Source organism: Chryseobacterium sp. MIQD13 (assembly GCF_050496705.1).
GTDB lineage: Bacteria > Bacteroidota > Bacteroidia > Flavobacteriales > Weeksellaceae > Chryseobacterium.
In genome coordinates this window covers 355,299-372,256 of sequence record NZ_JBNWAF010000002.1, presented here as the reverse complement: position 1 = coordinate 372,256, position 16,958 = coordinate 355,299, and the positions used below count along the sequence as shown (strand labels likewise).

The window sequence follows — 16,958 nt, the reverse complement described above, 5'->3', positions numbered from 1 at the left end:
ATAGAATCAACTTATTGTTGTTTAATAATTCATTTTTCTCAGCTTGGGATTGGTGCTCGCTACAAGAAGAGCTACTAATACCGTCATGCTTCCCCCGAAGACTACGGACCGTACTACACCCAGCAATTTCGCCATCAGTCCGCTTTCAAACTGCCCCATTTCATTACTGGACATAATGAATATAGAATTCACACTCAGTACGCGTCCTCTGATGTGATCGGGAGTTTTCAGCTGTACAATGGTTCCCCTGATTACCACTGAAATTCCGTCAAGCATCCCGCTCATTACAAGGAACATAAATGAAAGCCAGTAAAGCTTGGATAGCCCGAAGCCAATAATGCAAAGCCCGAATCCGGCAACAACTGCAAGAAGAATTTTCCCCTGATTCTTTCTTAAAGGTACAATTGCCAGAAGAGTAATAATGCACATAGAACCTATATCCGAAGCTGCATTTAGAAGACCGAAACCTTCTGCTCCTGCATTTAAAATATCAGTGGCAAATACCGGGATCATGGCAACGGCTCCTCCAAAAAGAACAGCAAACATATCAAGACATAATGCCCCTAAAATTTCTTTTGTCTTAAAAATATAGGAAATGCCTTCACGCATGCTTTCGACAACGTTTACATTTTCTTTTTTGTATTTAGAATGTTGCTGTTTCAACTGCCAGAAGAATAATGAAGCAATGAATATTAATGAAATAATGACAACAAGGGTCCATTTTACTCCAAAATAACCGATAAGAAGTCCGCCCACAGCATGACCGCATACGGAGGATATCAAAAAGGTGGCCTGATTTAACGTAACAGCATTCGGAAGATTTTCTTTCTTTACAATCTTAGGAATCATTGAAGGAACGATAGGCCCGATAAAAGCTCTTGCAATCCCTGTGAAAAATATAACTCCATATATGAAATAAGTGATCTCGTGACCGTTAAAATGCATTTCTATATTGAAAAATGCAGGAATCAGCAGTAATCCTATCAGGAAAATATATGCATAATTACAGATCAGGAGCAGTCTCTTTTTCTCATTCATGTCAATAACGTGGCCTGCATACAACGCACAGCTTACTGCCGGAATTACCTCCGAGAGCCCGATAAGGCCAATTGAAAAAGGATCTTTTGTTAACTGATATACCCACCATCCCAATAGAGTTGCGAGCATTCTGAAGGCTAAAACAATAAAAAATCTTCCCATAAGAAGATTCCTGAATTCAACATTTTGTAATGTTTTTAACGGTGTAAAGGAAATCATGCACAAAAATAGCCTTAAATATTCATTTAAGGCTGTTTATATACTGGTTTTTTAAATGATAAATCAAATAAGTCCCGAAAGATAAAATCTATTTTAGTCTGCTCTCAGTGAACTGATCACGATAGCTGCAACACCTGCTGCACCAATTACAGTAGCACCCGCTGTTACCCTCGCTTTAGATCTGTCTTTCACGGCGGCTACATTAGATTTAGGGATGATAACTTCTGCACTGTCCTTTTTGCCGGCAGTTCCTATAAGGTTGTCGCCATCAATATTTCTGAACAGCATTTTCTGCTTTGGAGAACCATCTTTCATGGTAACAACATACATTTTTCCAGCCTGAAGATTAGAATAATTGTTTTTTGAAACATCCTCGCTGTATTTTGTGGTAGCGCAGGATGAAATCACAAATAAAGAAGTTAGTAAAGATGATTTTAACAGTACAGATGCTTTCATTATTATTTTTTATTTTTTCAAATTTATAATTTTTTTCGAATATATGTTTTTGGAATTGAAAAAATATCTTTAAAGTTTGTAAATTTCCAATAGATCTGCAATTTTTCTGTCATTGGCCAGTCTGGGTGTTTTATTCTGGCCGCCAAGTTTGCCCTGAGATTTTGCATACTCATGAAATGCATTCTTTTTCAGTAAAGTAATGTTCAGTGGCTGAAGAATATTTCCTGTAATAAGATCATCATAATATGTATTTCTTTCCCTAAGCTGTCGGTCCAGTTCATTTTTGAACAGCTCTGGATTTTCAGGCTCTTTCTCAAACTCTATCAGCCATTCATGGTATGGAAGGCCTTCGGCCGGATTTACCTGTGGGGCAAGATGGAATTCTGTGATCTGCGCAGGGTGCTTTTCCAGAGTGGCCTTCATTGCCTCTTCTACCTCGAATGCGATCACATGTTCCCCGAAAGCGGAAGTAAAATGCTTCGTTCTGCCACTCACCAGAATCCTGTACGGATTTTTATCAATGAACCTTACAACATCACCTATCGAATAGGCCCACAAACCTGAATTTGTAGTAAGGATCAGGGCATAATCTTTATTGAGCTCAATATCTTTTAAAGTTAATCTTCTCGCTTCAGGTTTGCCATATTCTTCAAGCGGGATAAACTCATAGAAAATACCATGATCGGTTAAAAGGAGCAGTCCTTCCTTTGTATAGTCATCCTGAAACGCAAAAAATCCTTCTGATGCCGGAAAAGTTTGGATGATATCAACCTTTCCGCCCAGTAAGTCATTCATTTTATCCCGGTAGGGTTCATAGTTGACGCCTCCTGTGACAAGAAGCTGGAGGTTGGGGAAAAGCTGCTTGATTTTCTTTCCATGTTTTTCAGTAAGTTTCTCAAAATACATGATCAGCCATGGTGGGATTCCTGAGATAAGAGTCATGTTTTCGTGTTCGGTTTCTTCAATAATCTTATCAACTTTTGCTTCCCAGTCTTCCATGATGTTTGTTTCCCAGCTCGGAAGGCGGTTTTTTTGAAGATAAGCGGGGATGTGGTGGGCTACAATTCCCGAAAGCCGTCCTGTTTTTATTCCGAAAACCTCTTCCAGTTCAGGACTTCCCTGAAGGAAGATCATTTTTCCGTTCACAAAATCAGCATTGTTTTTCTGTGCTATATAATGGAATAATGCACTCTGAGCTCCCGCAACCTGAAAAGGCATTCCCTCCTTTGAGATTGGAATGTATTTAGAACCGGAAGTAGTTCCGGAGGTTTTTGCAAAATATTCAGGAGTTTCGGTCCAGAGAATATTGGCCTGTCCTTTTTTTACCCTTTCGATATAAGGTTTCAGATCTTCATAATCAGCAACAGGAACCTTTTCCTGAAATTCTTTAACAGACTGAATGTTTTCAAAATCATGCTCCCTTCCAAAAAGAGTTTTCTGAGCCGTTTTAACTAAAGACAGCAAAAGGGCCTCCTGATTTTTCACTGAGTTTTTTTTGAATTCCCCGGTTTTCTGAACATGTTTTTTTGCCCAGACAATTGCCGCATTTTTCTTGAAGAAATTTAACATGCCTCAAATTTATAAATAAGTATAGAATATGAAATCATTTTCAATCACATATGCCATAAAAAAAACCGGTGAATAAGTTCACCGGTTCTTCGAAATTTGATTATGAAAATAACAACTATATGTTAAAGTTTACTTGTTTGCTTTGTATCTTTTGTCTGGAGTACCATCTTTTTTAAGGTGTTGGTTTTCCTTATATCTTTTGTCAGGAGTTCCGTCCTTTTTCAATTTTACAGCAGGCTTTGCCGTTTTTGCTTCAGGAGCTTTTACTGTTTTTGTAGTTGTGTGAGGGGCTGCAGCAGTAGTGGGAGCAGTTTGTTGTGCGGTTGCAAATCCTAGTCCTAAAGCCAGTGACATTGCTGTTAATAATTTTTTCATAAGGCGTACTATTTGTTTTTTCTTACGTAAAGATATACAAAAACCAGGCTGAAAAATCAGGATTTATAATCCTTAACTAAAGTTTATTACTGCTTAAAAAAAACTTAAACAACAGTCTTTTAAAACAAAATAAGCCTGCTTCCGTTGAAGAAACAGGCTTACATGTTATGAATAGTTGGTTTAACGTGTACAGTTAGCAGTCCAGGTTTTGCCGTCCTTCATATATAGAATCTTCAATTCATTATTGTCAATTCTTATATAAGATGTTGCGCTTGACCCTACCATTACTAAAGTATGGTCTCCCTGCTGCTGAAATTCCACTCCGTTGAGATCCGGGATGCCGTTCGAGAAGGCGAAATTATATTTCGTACCACTGGCGATCTTTGTTACAAATACACTTCCGTTATCCGTGCTGTTATTTGTAGATCCGTCATTATAAGATATGCTTCCCTTGTATGTTCCTGCAAAGAAGTCGTTATTTACAGGATCATCATCACTGCTGCACGAGGCAAAAGATAATGTGGCAACAAAGACCAGCATAAAAATTCCTAAGATTCTGATTGCTTTTTTCATAATGTTATTTCTTTAAAAAGTTTGATGAGGTGAAATTTTCAAACACTATGCCATGCCGGAATATTGGATTTTTTTTAACTTTTAATTAAATAAATTGGTAAAAAATTAAGATTTGGGTATGTATTTGTTATTTTATTGCGTTTTTGGTAATTGGTAGAATCTGTAGGAAGAAAAAAATATCCTTACCTTTGTTATAGGCAAACGGTTTCGGAATACTCCCGAAATCGCTTTTGTCGTTTATATCATTACTATTTATGCAGCTAAAACCTATTCACGAAAAGTTTCTTCCGGACCTGCTTCAGAAAGAATTTGGAAAAGAGATCTTTATCCAGCTAGAAAAAAGCCAGCATATTTCCGTGAAGGGAAGTGCAGGGTCTTCAGTTTCCATTTTTACTGCTGAGCTTTTTTTAACCCAGAAAAAGACAATCCTCTATCTGGTAGATGATAAGGAGGATGCACTATACGCGAATACTGAAATGGAAGATCTGCTTGGAAAAGATAAAGTACTGTATTTTCCGGCTACCCATCTTGAACCTTATCAGGTGGAGAAGACGCAGAATGCGAATCTTGTGCTTAGGACGGAGGTTTTAAATAAGATCAATTCCGGAAAGTCTCCCAAAGTTATTGTGGCTTATGCCGGAGCTCTTTCTGAAAAGGTTTTAAAGAAAGAAGATTTTAAAGCAATCTCCCATCATATAAAAGTAGGAGATCAGCTGGATTTTGATTTTGTAGATGAATTACTGAATCATTATAACTTCCAGCAGGCAGATTTTGTTTCCGAACCGGGGGAATTTTCTGTAAGAGGTGGAATTGTTGATGTATTCTCGTACTCCAATGAGAAACCTTACCGTATTACGTTCTTTGGAAATGAAGTGGAAAATATTAAAACCTTCGATATTGAAACCCAGCTTTCCATAGATAAGGTGAAAGACTTCCAGTTGGTTTCCAATATGAATTTTTCGGTGACAGGAACAAGGGTTTCTCTACTGCAGCTTCTTCCTAAAGAAAGTTTTGTTGTTTCAAAAAATGGTGCTGTCGGTATGCAGAAGATCAGAACGTTCTATGAGAAATCATTGGAGAAGTATGATAGTTTAAGTAAAGATATTGCTCACAGAACTCCGCAGGAACTTTTTATTTCGGATCAGGATTTTTTATTTGATTTTAAAAAATTCAAAACAATAGATTTTGCCGGAACTTCCATTGAAGGGCTTAAAGAAATTACGGAAATAAAGATTGAACAGCTTCCCCAACCTTCTTTTCATAAGAATTTTGAACTGCTGATAGAAGATATTGAGGAGAAGCAAAGTGAAGGCTTTGATACCTGGATCTCTTTTTCTACGGAAAAGCAGAAGGAAAGGCTGGAGTCTATATTTGAAGAGCTGGAGCATGAGCTTCCTTTTAAAAGCTTTAAATCTGAACTGCATGAAGGTTTTGTAGATAACGGGCACAAGATTTTAGTTTATACGGACCACCAGATCTTTGACCGCTACCAGAGGTATAAAGCAAAAAATACCTTCGCCAAATCTGAACAGCTTACCCTGAAAGATTTGATGTCTCTCAAAATAGGAGATTATATCGCCCATATTGATCATGGAATAGGGAAATTTATGGGGCTTGTGAAGGTGAACAATGATGGAAAGATTCAGGAATGTTTTAAGCTGACATACAAGAATGGTGACCTTCTGTATGTAAGTATTCATTCACTTCATAAAATCTCAAAATATAACGGCCCGGACGGAAAAGAAATTGTGCTTAGTAAACTGGGCTCTCCTGCATGGAAATCTTTAAAACAGAAAACGAAAGCGAAAGTAAAGCAGATTGCTTTTGACCTTATAAGACTATATGCGGAAAGGAAATCTGCAAAAGGGTTTTCTTTTACACCGGATTCCTATCTGCAGAACGAGCTGGAAGCAAGCTTTATTTATGAAGATACTCCTGATCAGGAAAAAGCAACCATTGATGTAAAGAGAGACATGGAAGCGGATACAGTAATGGACAGGCTGGTCTGCGGCGATGTAGGTTTCGGAAAGACGGAAGTGGCAATTCGTGCGGCATTTAAAGCGGCAACAGACGGAAAGCAGGTGGCTGTATTGGTTCCTACAACTATTCTGGCGTTCCAGCATTACAGGAGTTTCAAAGAAAGGCTGAAAGATTTTCCGGTAAATGTTTCTTATGTAAACAGATTCAGGACTGCCAAGCAAAAGGCGGAAGCTCTGGAAGGTCTTAAAAATGGGAAAGTAGATATTATAATTGGAACACATCAGCTGGTAAGCAGTTCTGTCAAGTTCAAAGACTTGGGATTGCTGATCATTGATGAAGAACATAAATTCGGAGTTTCGGTGAAGGATAAGCTGAAAACATTGAAAAATAATGTAGATACTCTTACACTGACTGCTACTCCTATCCCAAGAACACTTCAGTTTTCCCTGATGGCAGCAAGGGATCTTTCAGTGATAAAAACTCCACCGCCTAACAGGCAGCCGGTTGATACGCAGCTGATCGGTTTTAGTGAAGAAACTCTCAGGGATGCTGTTTCATATGAGCTTCAGCGTGACGGACAGGTTTATTTCATCAATAACAGAATCGAAAACCTTAAAGACATTGCCGGACTTATCCAGAGACTGGTACCGGATGCCAGGGTAATTACCGGACATGGCCAGATGGAAGGGAAGCAGCTGGAAAAAAATGTCCTGGATTTTATGGAAGGTAAATATGATGTTCTTGTTTCTACAACAATTGTGGAAAGTGGAGTAGATGTTCCTAATGCCAATACGATATTCATTAATGATGCACAAAGATTCGGAATGGCGGATCTGCACCAGATGAGAGGAAGGGTAGGACGAAGCAACAGAAAGGCTTTCTGTTATCTGATTACACCTCCATATGATATGATGACTTCTGATGCCAGAAAACGTCTTGAGGCTATTGAGCAGTTCTCTGATCTTGGAAGCGGTTTTCAGATTGCGATGAAGGATCTTGAAATCCGTGGGGCGGGAGATCTTCTTGGTGCGGAACAGAGTGGTTTTATCAATGAAATGGGTTTTGAGACTTATCAGAAACTCATGCAGGAAGCGCTGGAAGAATTAAAAGATGATGCGGACTTTGAAAATTTATTCGATAATGAGGAGGACAGACAGAAGCTGTTTAAATCTGTAAAAGATGTCAATATTGATACTGACCTGGAGCTGATGCTTCCTGACTTCTATATCTCCAATACGGAAGAAAGGTTGTTACTGTATCAGAAAATAGCGGAAATTGATAATGAAAATGATCTTCATAAGTTTGAACTTGAGCTGATTGACCGTTTCGGTACCTTGCCGAAAGAGGCCGTGAATCTGTTAAAAAGTGTTGCGTTGAAATGGCTTGCTGCGGAAATCGGATTCGAAAAGATTGTTATGAAGAATGGTATATTTTTAGGGTATTTCCCTGCGAATCCTCAGGATAAATTCTATCAGACAGACAGATTCAGGCATATCATCAGTTATTTAACACAGAATCCTGCAGAAGCTCAGCTTAAAGAGAAAATCGGGAAGGAAGGGAATCTTCTTATGATGAGAAAAGAAAAAGTGAAAAATGTGGATGAGGTTAATGTCCTTTTAAAAACAATTATTGGGCATAATTGAAAAATTAAAGGAGTGTAATTTTAATCAAAAATATATAAATGGTCTAAAAAGTAAATTTTTAGGCCATTTTTTATTTATTATTTTAATGTTTAAGAAGTGAAAATAGTTTGTTTTAAACTTTTTAAAGATGTCTTGAAGTCACAGTATAATGAGAAAAAATAATGCTGTATCTATGATGGGTATTGCGTTTAAGGGATATTTGCTAGGAGAAAAAGTGAAATAAAAGATGATTTGTAGTAATAATTCTACTTTTTTGTATACAAAATTCTACAACATAATTGCTTTATTAATACGTATTTAAGTAGTTGTAAATGAATTTTTGTAATTTAAATTCATACCTTTGCAGCCCTTATTATGAAAAGAATTATCTATTGCACAGCGGGGCTTCTATCGCTCGGCATAAATGCGCAGGTGGGAATTGGTACAAGTTCTTCTAAATCTACTCTCGATGTCAACGGGAAAACCACCTTAAGAAAAGAACTTAGAGTAGGCGGTACATCTGCCCAAGCCGGAGATGCCGGACTGAACGGTCAGGTTTTGGTTTCACAGGGAGAAGGTCTGCCTCCGGTCTGGAAATCACTGAATGTCTCCTTTATGGAAGAAGGTCAGTATAAACTGATCAATTCATATTTATCATCAGATCAGGCAGGTATTACAGATCTTTCAAATGGTATTGCAGCTGATAATATCTACAAAAACAATGTAGGAGATGATATTGCCGATACTTCAAAAGGAAAATGGTCAAAAATTGCGGGTCTGATCAATAATTTTGTTATTAAGAACGGAAAAAACAGGCTTACTTACCAGTTTCAAACCGGAATAGAGATGAAGGCTCCGGATGCAACCGTGTCACAGTCTGTTACTTTTACGTGCGGAGTTTTCAGAAACGGGAAACTTGTAGCAGTACGTCCTGACAAGATTTCTTCAAACAATAACACGGAGAAATCAGGTATTCAGGATTATATTTTCACACTTAACTATACAGAGCAGAATGTTCCGGTAGGGGCACAGACGCTTGAGGTAGCCTGTAGAAAAATCAATACTTCAAACTTGAACTCGCAGTTTGCGGTTGGCCGGAATGTATCTGATACCAATACGGTTTCCAATGCATTTACTCTTGAATCTGTCATGAAGATAGATGTCATTGAATACGTTACTTATAAAAGCAATTAATTAATGAAAAATATTATATCAATCCTGTTTTTTACAGCAGGACTGTCTCTTTCTGCCCAGGTGGGAATAAATACTGATTTGCCGAAAGCAAAACTGGATGTTAATGGTGATCTCAATTTAAGAAATAAAATCGTTGTTCTGAATGTTACGGACAATACTTTATCTCAGGGTAATAATGATCAGATACTTGTCTCTCAGGGAGAAGGTTATCCTCCGATCTGGAAGTCTCTCCGCATTCCGGAATATGAGCCGAATAAATTTTATCTGATATTCAATAACTCTTTTTCAGATAAGACCGGAGTGAAGTTTACCGGCAGTGAGCAGTCCGGTATTACTTCCAAAAACACAGCTTTTACTAAAGGTGCGGATATTTCCTCTCTTCCGGGTTTTAAGAAAATTGCAGATCTGTCACAGCCTATAAGCGTATTCAGTACAGACAGCAAGACTTATTTTCAGTTTGAAACCGTGGTACAGGCGAATCTTCCTGTAAACGGAACGCCTGATATTTCTATAGATTATGCATGCGGTATTTTTGTGGATGACAAGCTGGTAAACCTCAGACAGCGGAATTTGAAGGCAAGCAGTGCAGGAAGTACCTTTATTACCCACAATCAGATCGGGATAGTTGCCAACCTTTCCAAAGGACAGCATAATGTAAGTGTTGCCTGTTCAAGACTTGGATCTTACAGAACGGCGAGTGATGTTGTACTGGCTATAGGAATCAATGCAGATACGAATATCAACAGTTTTATTACCCAGTCTTCCCTGAAAGTTGATGTATACGAAATCCCTCAGGTATTTAACCCAATTATAAATTAATCCGGAATGAAAAAAATTATTATAAAATCTTTGCTCTTCATTACAGGGATAATGAATGCGCAAGTAGGAATAAATACATCAAATCCTGCCAGTATGCTTGATGTAAACGGGGATCTAAATGTCAGAAGAGAAATCAGAACCGACGGTACGAATCTGGTGAAAGGATCAGCCGGAGTGGCTGGTACTATTCTCCATAACAATTCGGAGCTGCATACAAATGACTGGAAGAGTGTAAAAATTGCTGACGGGCAGGGAAGTATGTCAGTATTCTCATTAAATACGGTTTCGGATCAGACGGGTGCTTCTTTTTCCAATCCAAACGGATCCACGTCTCCTTATACGGAAGGTGCTGCAATTACCAGCGCCTGGACTGTTCTCCCCGGAACTACCGATACCTTTTCTATTACGAATGCTGTAAATAAGGTGGCTTTTACTTTTCAGACAACAGCGCAAAAGACGGGAAATGCAAATGCTTCTGCAGGTTTTGCATGCGGTATTTTTGTAGATAATAGACTTAGAGCGGTTAGAACTGATGTTTTGATAGGTTCAGAAGGAAGCTATAAGATTTTCAATCTCAATGCAACACTTACCAATCTTATGCCTAAGAACAATTACAGCGTAAAGGTGGCCTGTACGAAAAGAAACCTGAATTCGGGAATATTAGGCATCGGAAAAGCAGTAAATACAGATTATCTGAATAATGAAATGTCACAGTCGGTTCTTACAACTTCCGTACTGCAGCCTTATTAATTTTCAGCATATATCATAAATAATAACCTGGAAACATCATGTTTTTAGGTTTTTTTTGTAAAAAGATACAGATTGTTATGAATTTGTTGTATAAGTAAATGTTTTCATCAAAAAAATGAATTATATTTGTCAACTCACTAAAATATTTTTTTCATGGGAAAAAACTACCTTTTTAAAATCATTGCCGGAGTATTCTTCGGATTGATGGTTTCATGTGACAATTCTTCTTCAGATCAGTTTGAACCCAGCGCAAATGACGGAAGTAATGGGAATACACCCACTCCTCCGGCCAGAGTTCTGGAAAAAATTACATTAAACAATAATGTTCAGGAAGAGTATACAGTTAATGGGACTGTTTTCCAGAAAGGAGTGCTGAGAGATGGAAATACCAATAATTATTATACAGGTACTGTAACCTATATCAGCAATAAAATTGGCAAAATAAAATTTGTCGGGAGTTTAACCGGAAGTATTGCCTATGATTTTAGCATAAGTGAAGACAGCAAAGGAAATGTATACAGCGCAACTTGTACTGCTACGGCAGCAACTGCAATAGATTCTTTTGTAAGTGATTATATATTTACTTATGATGCTACAGGTAAGAAACTTGTTAAAATCCTGGAAAAAAGAAAGGTAGCCGGAAATACAGCGTACAGCCAATTTACGGAAAGTACCTTTACTTACAACGGAGAAAATATTTTCAAGGCAGAATGTGCCAGAGGAACACTTACAGGAACCGGGGCTCCAAATATGACTACTGCAAAGATGACAGTTTACAGCTACCAGAACTATGATTCTAAAGTGAATCCGTACTCTACACTGCCTAAATCATTTTTTACTGCATGGAGTTTAGTGCGTCCGGAGAATTTTTACAGAATTTCTCCCAACAACCCCACGTCGGTATATGTGATGCCACCAGCTCCTGCACCGGCAGTGAATACGCCTATGACCTATCTGTATGATGGCTATAATTACCCTGTTTCAGATAAGGATCAGGTGCTTAAATATATTTACAGAACTTTATAAGCCTCAATTGATTATCGGTTTTATTGGAATATAAATAAAAACATAACTTTTGTTCAAAAAAAAGTTATATTTGTCAAAAAATAAACAATTACCTGGAAATGAAACAGCTTTTCTACTTTATTTTATTAATAGCAGGATTTACTTCAATACATTCCTGCAAAGATATGTTAGACGAAAACGGGGATCCGTTAATAGATTTGAATGGGACAGGAGGGCTTACAGGTCCAAGAGCATTATACAGAGAAATTACAGATAAAGATACATTAGCTGAATATCATTACAGTGGGCTTTTGGTAACAAAAGTGATCACAGACAGTGCTTCAATTACTGATATTGCATACAGCGGTAATAAAATAAGCCAGATTACATTCAACGGATTTTTAGATCTTGATGGAAATGGTAAACTGGATAAAGACAGTGTTTCTTACAACCAGTTATTTACTTATGGACCAAACGATAAATTAGTAACTATTTCTGAGAACCGTTCAATTTTCAGAAGACCTCCGCCTGTGCCGCCTGCAACAACTCCGGGGCCGCAGACGCTTTTAAGAAAAACAAAGACCTTATATGATATAAAATATAACGCTTCTACTGCAAAGCTGGATTCCATCATTATGAAAAATGGTCCGGATGTTTCAGGAACACCGTTTGCCTATATCAGCTATTCTAAAACAGGATATACTTATTTGGGAGATAACGTATCCAGGGTGGTAAGAAATTACGGACCTATGGCTGCGGGTGTATTTGGAAGACCTACTACCAGACTTGCCTATGATTTCGTAAATTATGATACTGTGATCAGTCCGTTTACACTGCTTCCTACAGTATACAAAATTTCCAGACTTTTATCAACTGAGTCAAATGACAGAGAAAGCCACATCCTGTCTCCGAACAACCCTAAAAAGCGTTCCGTGACAGATCTTATACCGCCTATTCCGTCTCCGGTCAGCTGGACAACAAATTACAGCTACGATCCGCAGACTTATATGACGAAAGGATATGGAATAAACTATATTTACAAACCTTTCTAAAAGAATCTTTAAAATATACCGGCCCGATCTTTAGTAAGATTGGGCTTTTTATTTTTTATCCCTTAATTTTGCAAAAAATTTCTCAATGAAATATTTAATAGTAGGTCTTGGAAACAAAGGGCCTGAATATGAAAATACACGTCACAACATAGGATTCAAAGTAGCTGAAAAAATAGCTGAAACATTGGAAGTTTCATTCAATACAACCAATTTCGGATGGATGGCAGAAGGCAAGTATAAAGGAAGGAAGGTTTTCGTCCTGAAACCGGATACCTATATGAACCTTTCAGGGAATGCAGTGAGATTCTGGATGCAGAAAGAGAATATTCCATTGGAAAATGTACTCATCATTACGGATGACCTTGCTCTTCCGTTCGGAACTTTAAGAATGAAGATGAAAGGTTCTGATGCGGGCCACAACGGGCTGAAAAGTATTAATGAAATGCTTAATACGCAAAACTATGCAAGGCTGAGATTCGGGATCTCTGCAGATTTTTCCGAAGGCCGCCAGGTAGATTATGTACTGGGAACATGGAATGAAGAAGAATCTGAAAAACTTCCGGAAAGAATTGAAAAATTTACCAAAGCCAGTCTGTCCTTTGTTTTCGCAGGGATTAATAATACCATGTCTGCATTTAACGGGAAATAAATCAGGAATAATTTAAAATATTAATGGCTTAAGAATATAATTGTTTCTAAGCTCATTACACAAAATAAAGACCATCGGATTTTCCGATGGTCTTGTTGTATACTTTAAAATCAATTTCCAATCTAACTATGATCTTTATGTAATTATGTGTAATAATATATGCTGATTTTTATTTCCTACAGCCAGGTTACAACTCCGGTTTCAACATCATAGTTGGCTCCAACTATTTTAATCTTACCTTCGTCTTCAAGCTTTTTAAGCGTTGAACTTTGTGTACGGATGTCTTCGATCGCATTTTTTACGTTCTGCTGATTCAGTCTTTCCAGAAGTGAACCGTTTTTTGATGAGCGTTCTTCGCCTTCTTCAATCACTTCATTGATGATTGGGTCGAAATGATTAATCAGGTGATTAAGATTGTCCATTCCCATTTCCTGGATCTGTGCTGCATCCAAACCTCCTTTTAATGCACCGCATTTAGTGTGTCCTAAAACGACAACAAGCTTGGAACCGGCAACATTACAGCCAAATTCCATTGAACCTAAAATATCCTGATTGATAAAATTACCGGCAATTCTGATACTGAAAACATCTCCTAATCCCTGGTCAAAGATAAGCTCCGCAGAAGTACGGCTGTCTATACAGCTTAAAACTACTGCAAAAGGCCACTGACCTTCACGTGTTGCATTTACCTGTTCTAAAAGATCTCTGTTTGCTTTCAGATTATTTACAAATCTTTGGTTTCCGTCTTTTAAAAAATCTAATGCTTTCTCAGGAGTAATTGTAGATTGGGTTTCGTATGTATGTGCTTTCATATGATTGATTTATTCTTTTTAAAATTAAAATTATTGAATGAGCTTACATAGCTCTTCTGTGGGTAATGAGGATGTGAGAATCTTCATCTGTCTCATAATCTTTATATGAAGTTTTGAAGCCTAAAAGTTCCACATTGATATCCTCTTCTTTTGCCCGTATATTGGCAAAATCCTGGATCATTTCCAGTACATCAGTGGCAATATAGGAAGTTCCTCTTGCATCGATGGTTACGGTAGAATTGGGCTTGACGTTTTTCAGGGTTTTCTTGATTGCTGCCTTATTTAAGAAAGATACTTCTTCAGCCAGCTTTATATTGATTTCATCGGCATCATCCAGTTTTTCTCTGCTCAGATAATAAGCACGCTTCATATTTCCCTGAAGGATATAGAAGACAGAAATGGCAAGACCAATTCCAACTCCCTTAAGAAGATCGGTAGCCACTACGGCTACTACTGTTGCCACAAACGGGATGAACTGGAATTTACCTAAATGCCAGAAATGCTTGAAGGTAGCAGGCTTCGCCAGTTTATATCCTACAAGAATCAGCACAGCAGCAAGTGTGGCAAGCGGTATTAAATTCAGGATAAAAGGAATAGTAAGTACACATACCAGTAAAAGTACTCCATGAATCATTGCAGAAAGTTTTGAAGTAGCCCCTGCATTGGCATTGGCAGAACTTCTTACTACTACAGATGTCATTGGCAGCCCTCCGATAAATGAGCTTATTAAATTTCCGATTCCCTGTGCCTTAAGCTCAAGGTTGGTGTCGGTAATTCTTCTCTGTTTATCCAATCTGTCTGAAGCTTCAATACAAAGTAGTGTTTCAATAGAAGCTACAATGGCAATGGTGGCACCTACGATCCACACCTTTGGATTGGTGAATCCGGAAAAATCAGGCATCGTAACAAGATTTTTGAAATCATCCAAAGACTGAGGAACGGGTAGTGAAACCAGGTGCTGTGTACCAATCGCCAGAGAGCTTCCGGACATTTTGAATGCTTCATTCAGAAGTATCCCTGCCACTACTGCAACCAATGCTCCGGGAAGCATTTTCATTCTTTTTAAAACCGGAATTTTGTCCCAGGCAATAAGAATACCTACTGAAACCATTGTTACTATAATAGCTCCGGCATGTACTGCTCCTAATAATTCTGTAAAATATCCGAAATTAAGGCCATTGTCAAAAATAGACTCATGCCCTTCATAATCTTTGTCAAATCCCATAGCGTGCGGGATCTGTTTTAAAATAATAATAATACCGATAGCTGCAAGCATTCCCTCAATAACATTATTCGGGAAATAATTGGATATACTTCCGGCTCTGATAAATCCTAAAATTAACTGGATAAGTCCGGCAATGATTCCTGCGCAAAGGAAAAGTTCAAAAGCGCCCAGATCCGTAATAGCTGTTAAAACAATAGCTGTAAGACCGGCAGCCGGCCCTGATACTGATATATTTGAGTTACTTAGAAACCCTACGACCAGCCCTCCCACAATACCGGCAATGACTCCGGACAAAGGGGGTGCTCCTGATGCCAAAGCGATTCCGAGACATAATGGAAGCGCTACTAAGAATACAACGAGTCCTGAAGGGAAATTCTCCTTGATTCCTCCTATAAATGATGTTTTTTTCATGATGTTTTTGAAAAATACTATAACCGATTGATCTATCCTTCAGATAATCAATTATAAAAGATTGGAAATTTAATTGTAAAGCACACGTATCCGATATCAGTTCTGATATGAATACATAAAAAATCTAACTGTACTTAAAATTAAGCTTCCGGAGGCGGAGAAAATATGGTAAGTAATGGTGACAGATGAAAGGAATCGTCTATCAGCTCAAAAGTCATACCCTGAAGGTCAGGTTCGGAAAACTTCACGTAATCGAATACGTCCAAAGTTTTTGGAAGTGTCTTTTCGTAAACAATAAAAGATGATGGGTGAGAATGTGGCTCTTCTTCATTGATTATTACATTGGTCCTGGCTATATCCCAACCAGCAATCGCAGCAATGCCGGGCAGTGCTGTGAAGTTGAGGAAGAGGGTCAATACAATAATACTCCAGAATTTCATTTTACATTCAATTTTAGAAAAACTAGTCTGTTTTTCTGCTCATTACCCAATCAGAACTTGTAAGGTTGTAGATTTTTTGGATGTCTTTCAAGGTTTTCTCGAAATCGATCTCCAAATCAATGATCTTACCTGTTCTAAGGTCGAATACCCACCCATGTACAATAGGATACTCTTCTAAAATGTATCTCTCCTGTACGCAGGCCATTTTGATAACGTTGATGCACTGCTCCTGAACATTAAGTTCCACAAGTCTGTCATAACGTTTTCCTTCATCTTCGATAGTGTCTAATTCAACCTGGTGTAATCTGTAAACGTCGCGGATGTTTCTCAGCCAAGGATTTAGCAATCCAAGATCCTGAGGGGTCATCGCTGCTTTTACACCGCCGCAGTTGTAATGTCCGCATACGATAATATGTTTTACTTTAAGATGTTCTACTGCATATTGAATAACTGCTGTGGAACTCATGTCTAAAGTATTGACAACATTAGCAATGTTTCTGTGGACAAAAACTTCTCCGGGTTTTGCTCCCATGATCTCTTCCGCTGTAGCTCTGCTGTCTGAGCATCCGATATACAAATAATCAGGATTCTGAGTTTTTGCCAGCTCATGGAAGAATTCAGGGTCTTGTGAAATTTTAGACTCTACCCATTTTCTGTTGTTTTCGAAAATAACCTCATACGATTGTGACATAATTTTAAAAATTTAAAAAGGTTTATAATTATTTATTTCGTTTAAATTATTTTCAAATTCAATAGATCAAATCAATAA

The 16,958-nt window shown here is 37.9% G+C and carries 16 protein-coding genes; 7 read left to right on the top strand and 9 right to left on the bottom strand.

Annotated elements, in window-relative coordinates; translation table 11 throughout:
* Positions 1 to 21: 21 nt before the first annotated feature.
* The 5 genes from ACQWU4_RS08765 to ACQWU4_RS08745 all read right to left on the bottom strand — a co-directional run bounded on the left by ACQWU4_RS08765 (position 22) and on the right by ACQWU4_RS08745 (position 4,230).
* Positions 22 to 1,257, bottom strand: a complete 1,236-nt coding sequence (locus ACQWU4_RS08765) for an MFS transporter (RefSeq protein ID WP_429935389.1) — start codon at positions 1,255 to 1,257, stop codon at positions 22 to 24.
* 93 nt (positions 1,258 to 1,350) lie between these two features.
* The gene (locus ACQWU4_RS08760) at positions 1,351 to 1,713 is read right to left on the bottom strand and encodes a hypothetical protein (protein WP_429935388.1); all 363 of its coding nucleotides are present in this window, start codon (positions 1,711 to 1,713) and stop codon (positions 1,351 to 1,353) included.
* Positions 1,714 to 1,782: 69 nt separating this feature from the next.
* Positions 1,783 to 3,282, bottom strand: a complete 1,500-nt coding sequence (locus tag ACQWU4_RS08755) for a GH3 auxin-responsive promoter family protein (RefSeq protein ID WP_429935387.1) — start codon at positions 3,280 to 3,282, stop codon at positions 1,783 to 1,785.
* A gap of 129 nt (positions 3,283 to 3,411) precedes the next feature.
* The gene (locus tag ACQWU4_RS08750) at positions 3,412 to 3,657 is read right to left on the bottom strand and encodes a hypothetical protein (RefSeq protein WP_429935386.1); all 246 of its coding nucleotides are present in this window, start codon (positions 3,655 to 3,657) and stop codon (positions 3,412 to 3,414) included.
* Between the two features lie 180 nt (positions 3,658 to 3,837).
* Positions 3,838 to 4,230, bottom strand: coding sequence for a hypothetical protein (locus ACQWU4_RS08745; RefSeq protein WP_429935385.1), 393 nt, complete (start codon positions 4,228 to 4,230; stop codon positions 3,838 to 3,840).
* A 254-nt stretch (positions 4,231 to 4,484) separates the two neighbouring features.
* On the opposite strand from ACQWU4_RS08745, the gene mfd reads away from it, so the two are divergent.
* The 7 genes from mfd (at position 4,485) to pth (ending at position 13,301) form a co-directional block, all read left to right on the top strand.
* Positions 4,485 to 7,853 carry a transcription-repair coupling factor gene (gene mfd, locus ACQWU4_RS08740; protein ID WP_429935384.1) on the top strand — a complete coding sequence of 1,123 codons (3,369 nt, stop codon included), beginning with the start codon at positions 4,485 to 4,487 and terminating at the stop codon, positions 7,851 to 7,853.
* A 354-nt stretch (positions 7,854 to 8,207) separates the two neighbouring features.
* Positions 8,208 to 9,026, top strand: a complete 819-nt coding sequence (locus ACQWU4_RS08735) for a hypothetical protein (RefSeq protein WP_429935383.1) — start codon at positions 8,208 to 8,210, stop codon at positions 9,024 to 9,026.
* Between the two features lie 3 nt (positions 9,027 to 9,029).
* Complete coding sequence (locus ACQWU4_RS08730; protein WP_429935382.1) at positions 9,030 to 9,845, top strand: hypothetical protein; 816 nt, start codon at positions 9,030 to 9,032, stop codon at positions 9,843 to 9,845.
* A 6-nt stretch (positions 9,846 to 9,851) separates the two neighbouring features.
* On the top strand, positions 9,852 to 10,595 hold the full coding sequence (locus ACQWU4_RS08725; protein ID WP_429935380.1) for a hypothetical protein: 744 nt from the start codon (positions 9,852 to 9,854) through the stop codon (positions 10,593 to 10,595).
* A 153-nt stretch (positions 10,596 to 10,748) separates the two neighbouring features.
* On the top strand, positions 10,749 to 11,621 hold the full coding sequence (locus ACQWU4_RS08720; protein WP_429935379.1) for a hypothetical protein: 873 nt from the start codon (positions 10,749 to 10,751) through the stop codon (positions 11,619 to 11,621).
* Between the two features lie 98 nt (positions 11,622 to 11,719).
* The gene (locus ACQWU4_RS08715; RefSeq protein WP_429935378.1) at positions 11,720 to 12,652 is read left to right on the top strand and encodes a hypothetical protein; all 933 of its coding nucleotides are present in this window, start codon (positions 11,720 to 11,722) and stop codon (positions 12,650 to 12,652) included.
* A gap of 85 nt (positions 12,653 to 12,737) precedes the next feature.
* A complete protein-coding gene (pth, locus tag ACQWU4_RS08710; protein WP_429935377.1) occupies positions 12,738 to 13,301 on the top strand; it encodes an aminoacyl-tRNA hydrolase in 564 nt (187 codons plus the stop codon).
* 176 nt (positions 13,302 to 13,477) lie between these two features.
* Here pth and ACQWU4_RS08705 read toward each other — a convergent pair whose 3' ends face one another.
* The 4 genes from ACQWU4_RS08705 to ACQWU4_RS08690 form a co-directional block, all read right to left on the bottom strand.
* Positions 13,478 to 14,113: a carbonic anhydrase family protein gene (locus tag ACQWU4_RS08705; protein WP_429935376.1), complete on the bottom strand. Its 636-nt coding sequence runs from the start codon at positions 14,111 to 14,113 to the stop codon at positions 13,478 to 13,480.
* 43 nt (positions 14,114 to 14,156) lie between these two features.
* Complete coding sequence (locus ACQWU4_RS08700; RefSeq protein ID WP_429935375.1) at positions 14,157 to 15,749, bottom strand: SulP family inorganic anion transporter; 1,593 nt, start codon at positions 15,747 to 15,749, stop codon at positions 14,157 to 14,159.
* 140 nt (positions 15,750 to 15,889) lie between these two features.
* Positions 15,890 to 16,189, bottom strand: coding sequence for a hypothetical protein (locus ACQWU4_RS08695; protein WP_429935374.1), 300 nt, complete (start codon positions 16,187 to 16,189; stop codon positions 15,890 to 15,892).
* Between the two features lie 22 nt (positions 16,190 to 16,211).
* Positions 16,212 to 16,880: a carbonic anhydrase gene (locus ACQWU4_RS08690; RefSeq protein WP_429935373.1), complete on the bottom strand. Its 669-nt coding sequence runs from the start codon at positions 16,878 to 16,880 to the stop codon at positions 16,212 to 16,214.
* Positions 16,881 to 16,958: the final 78 nt, after the last annotated feature.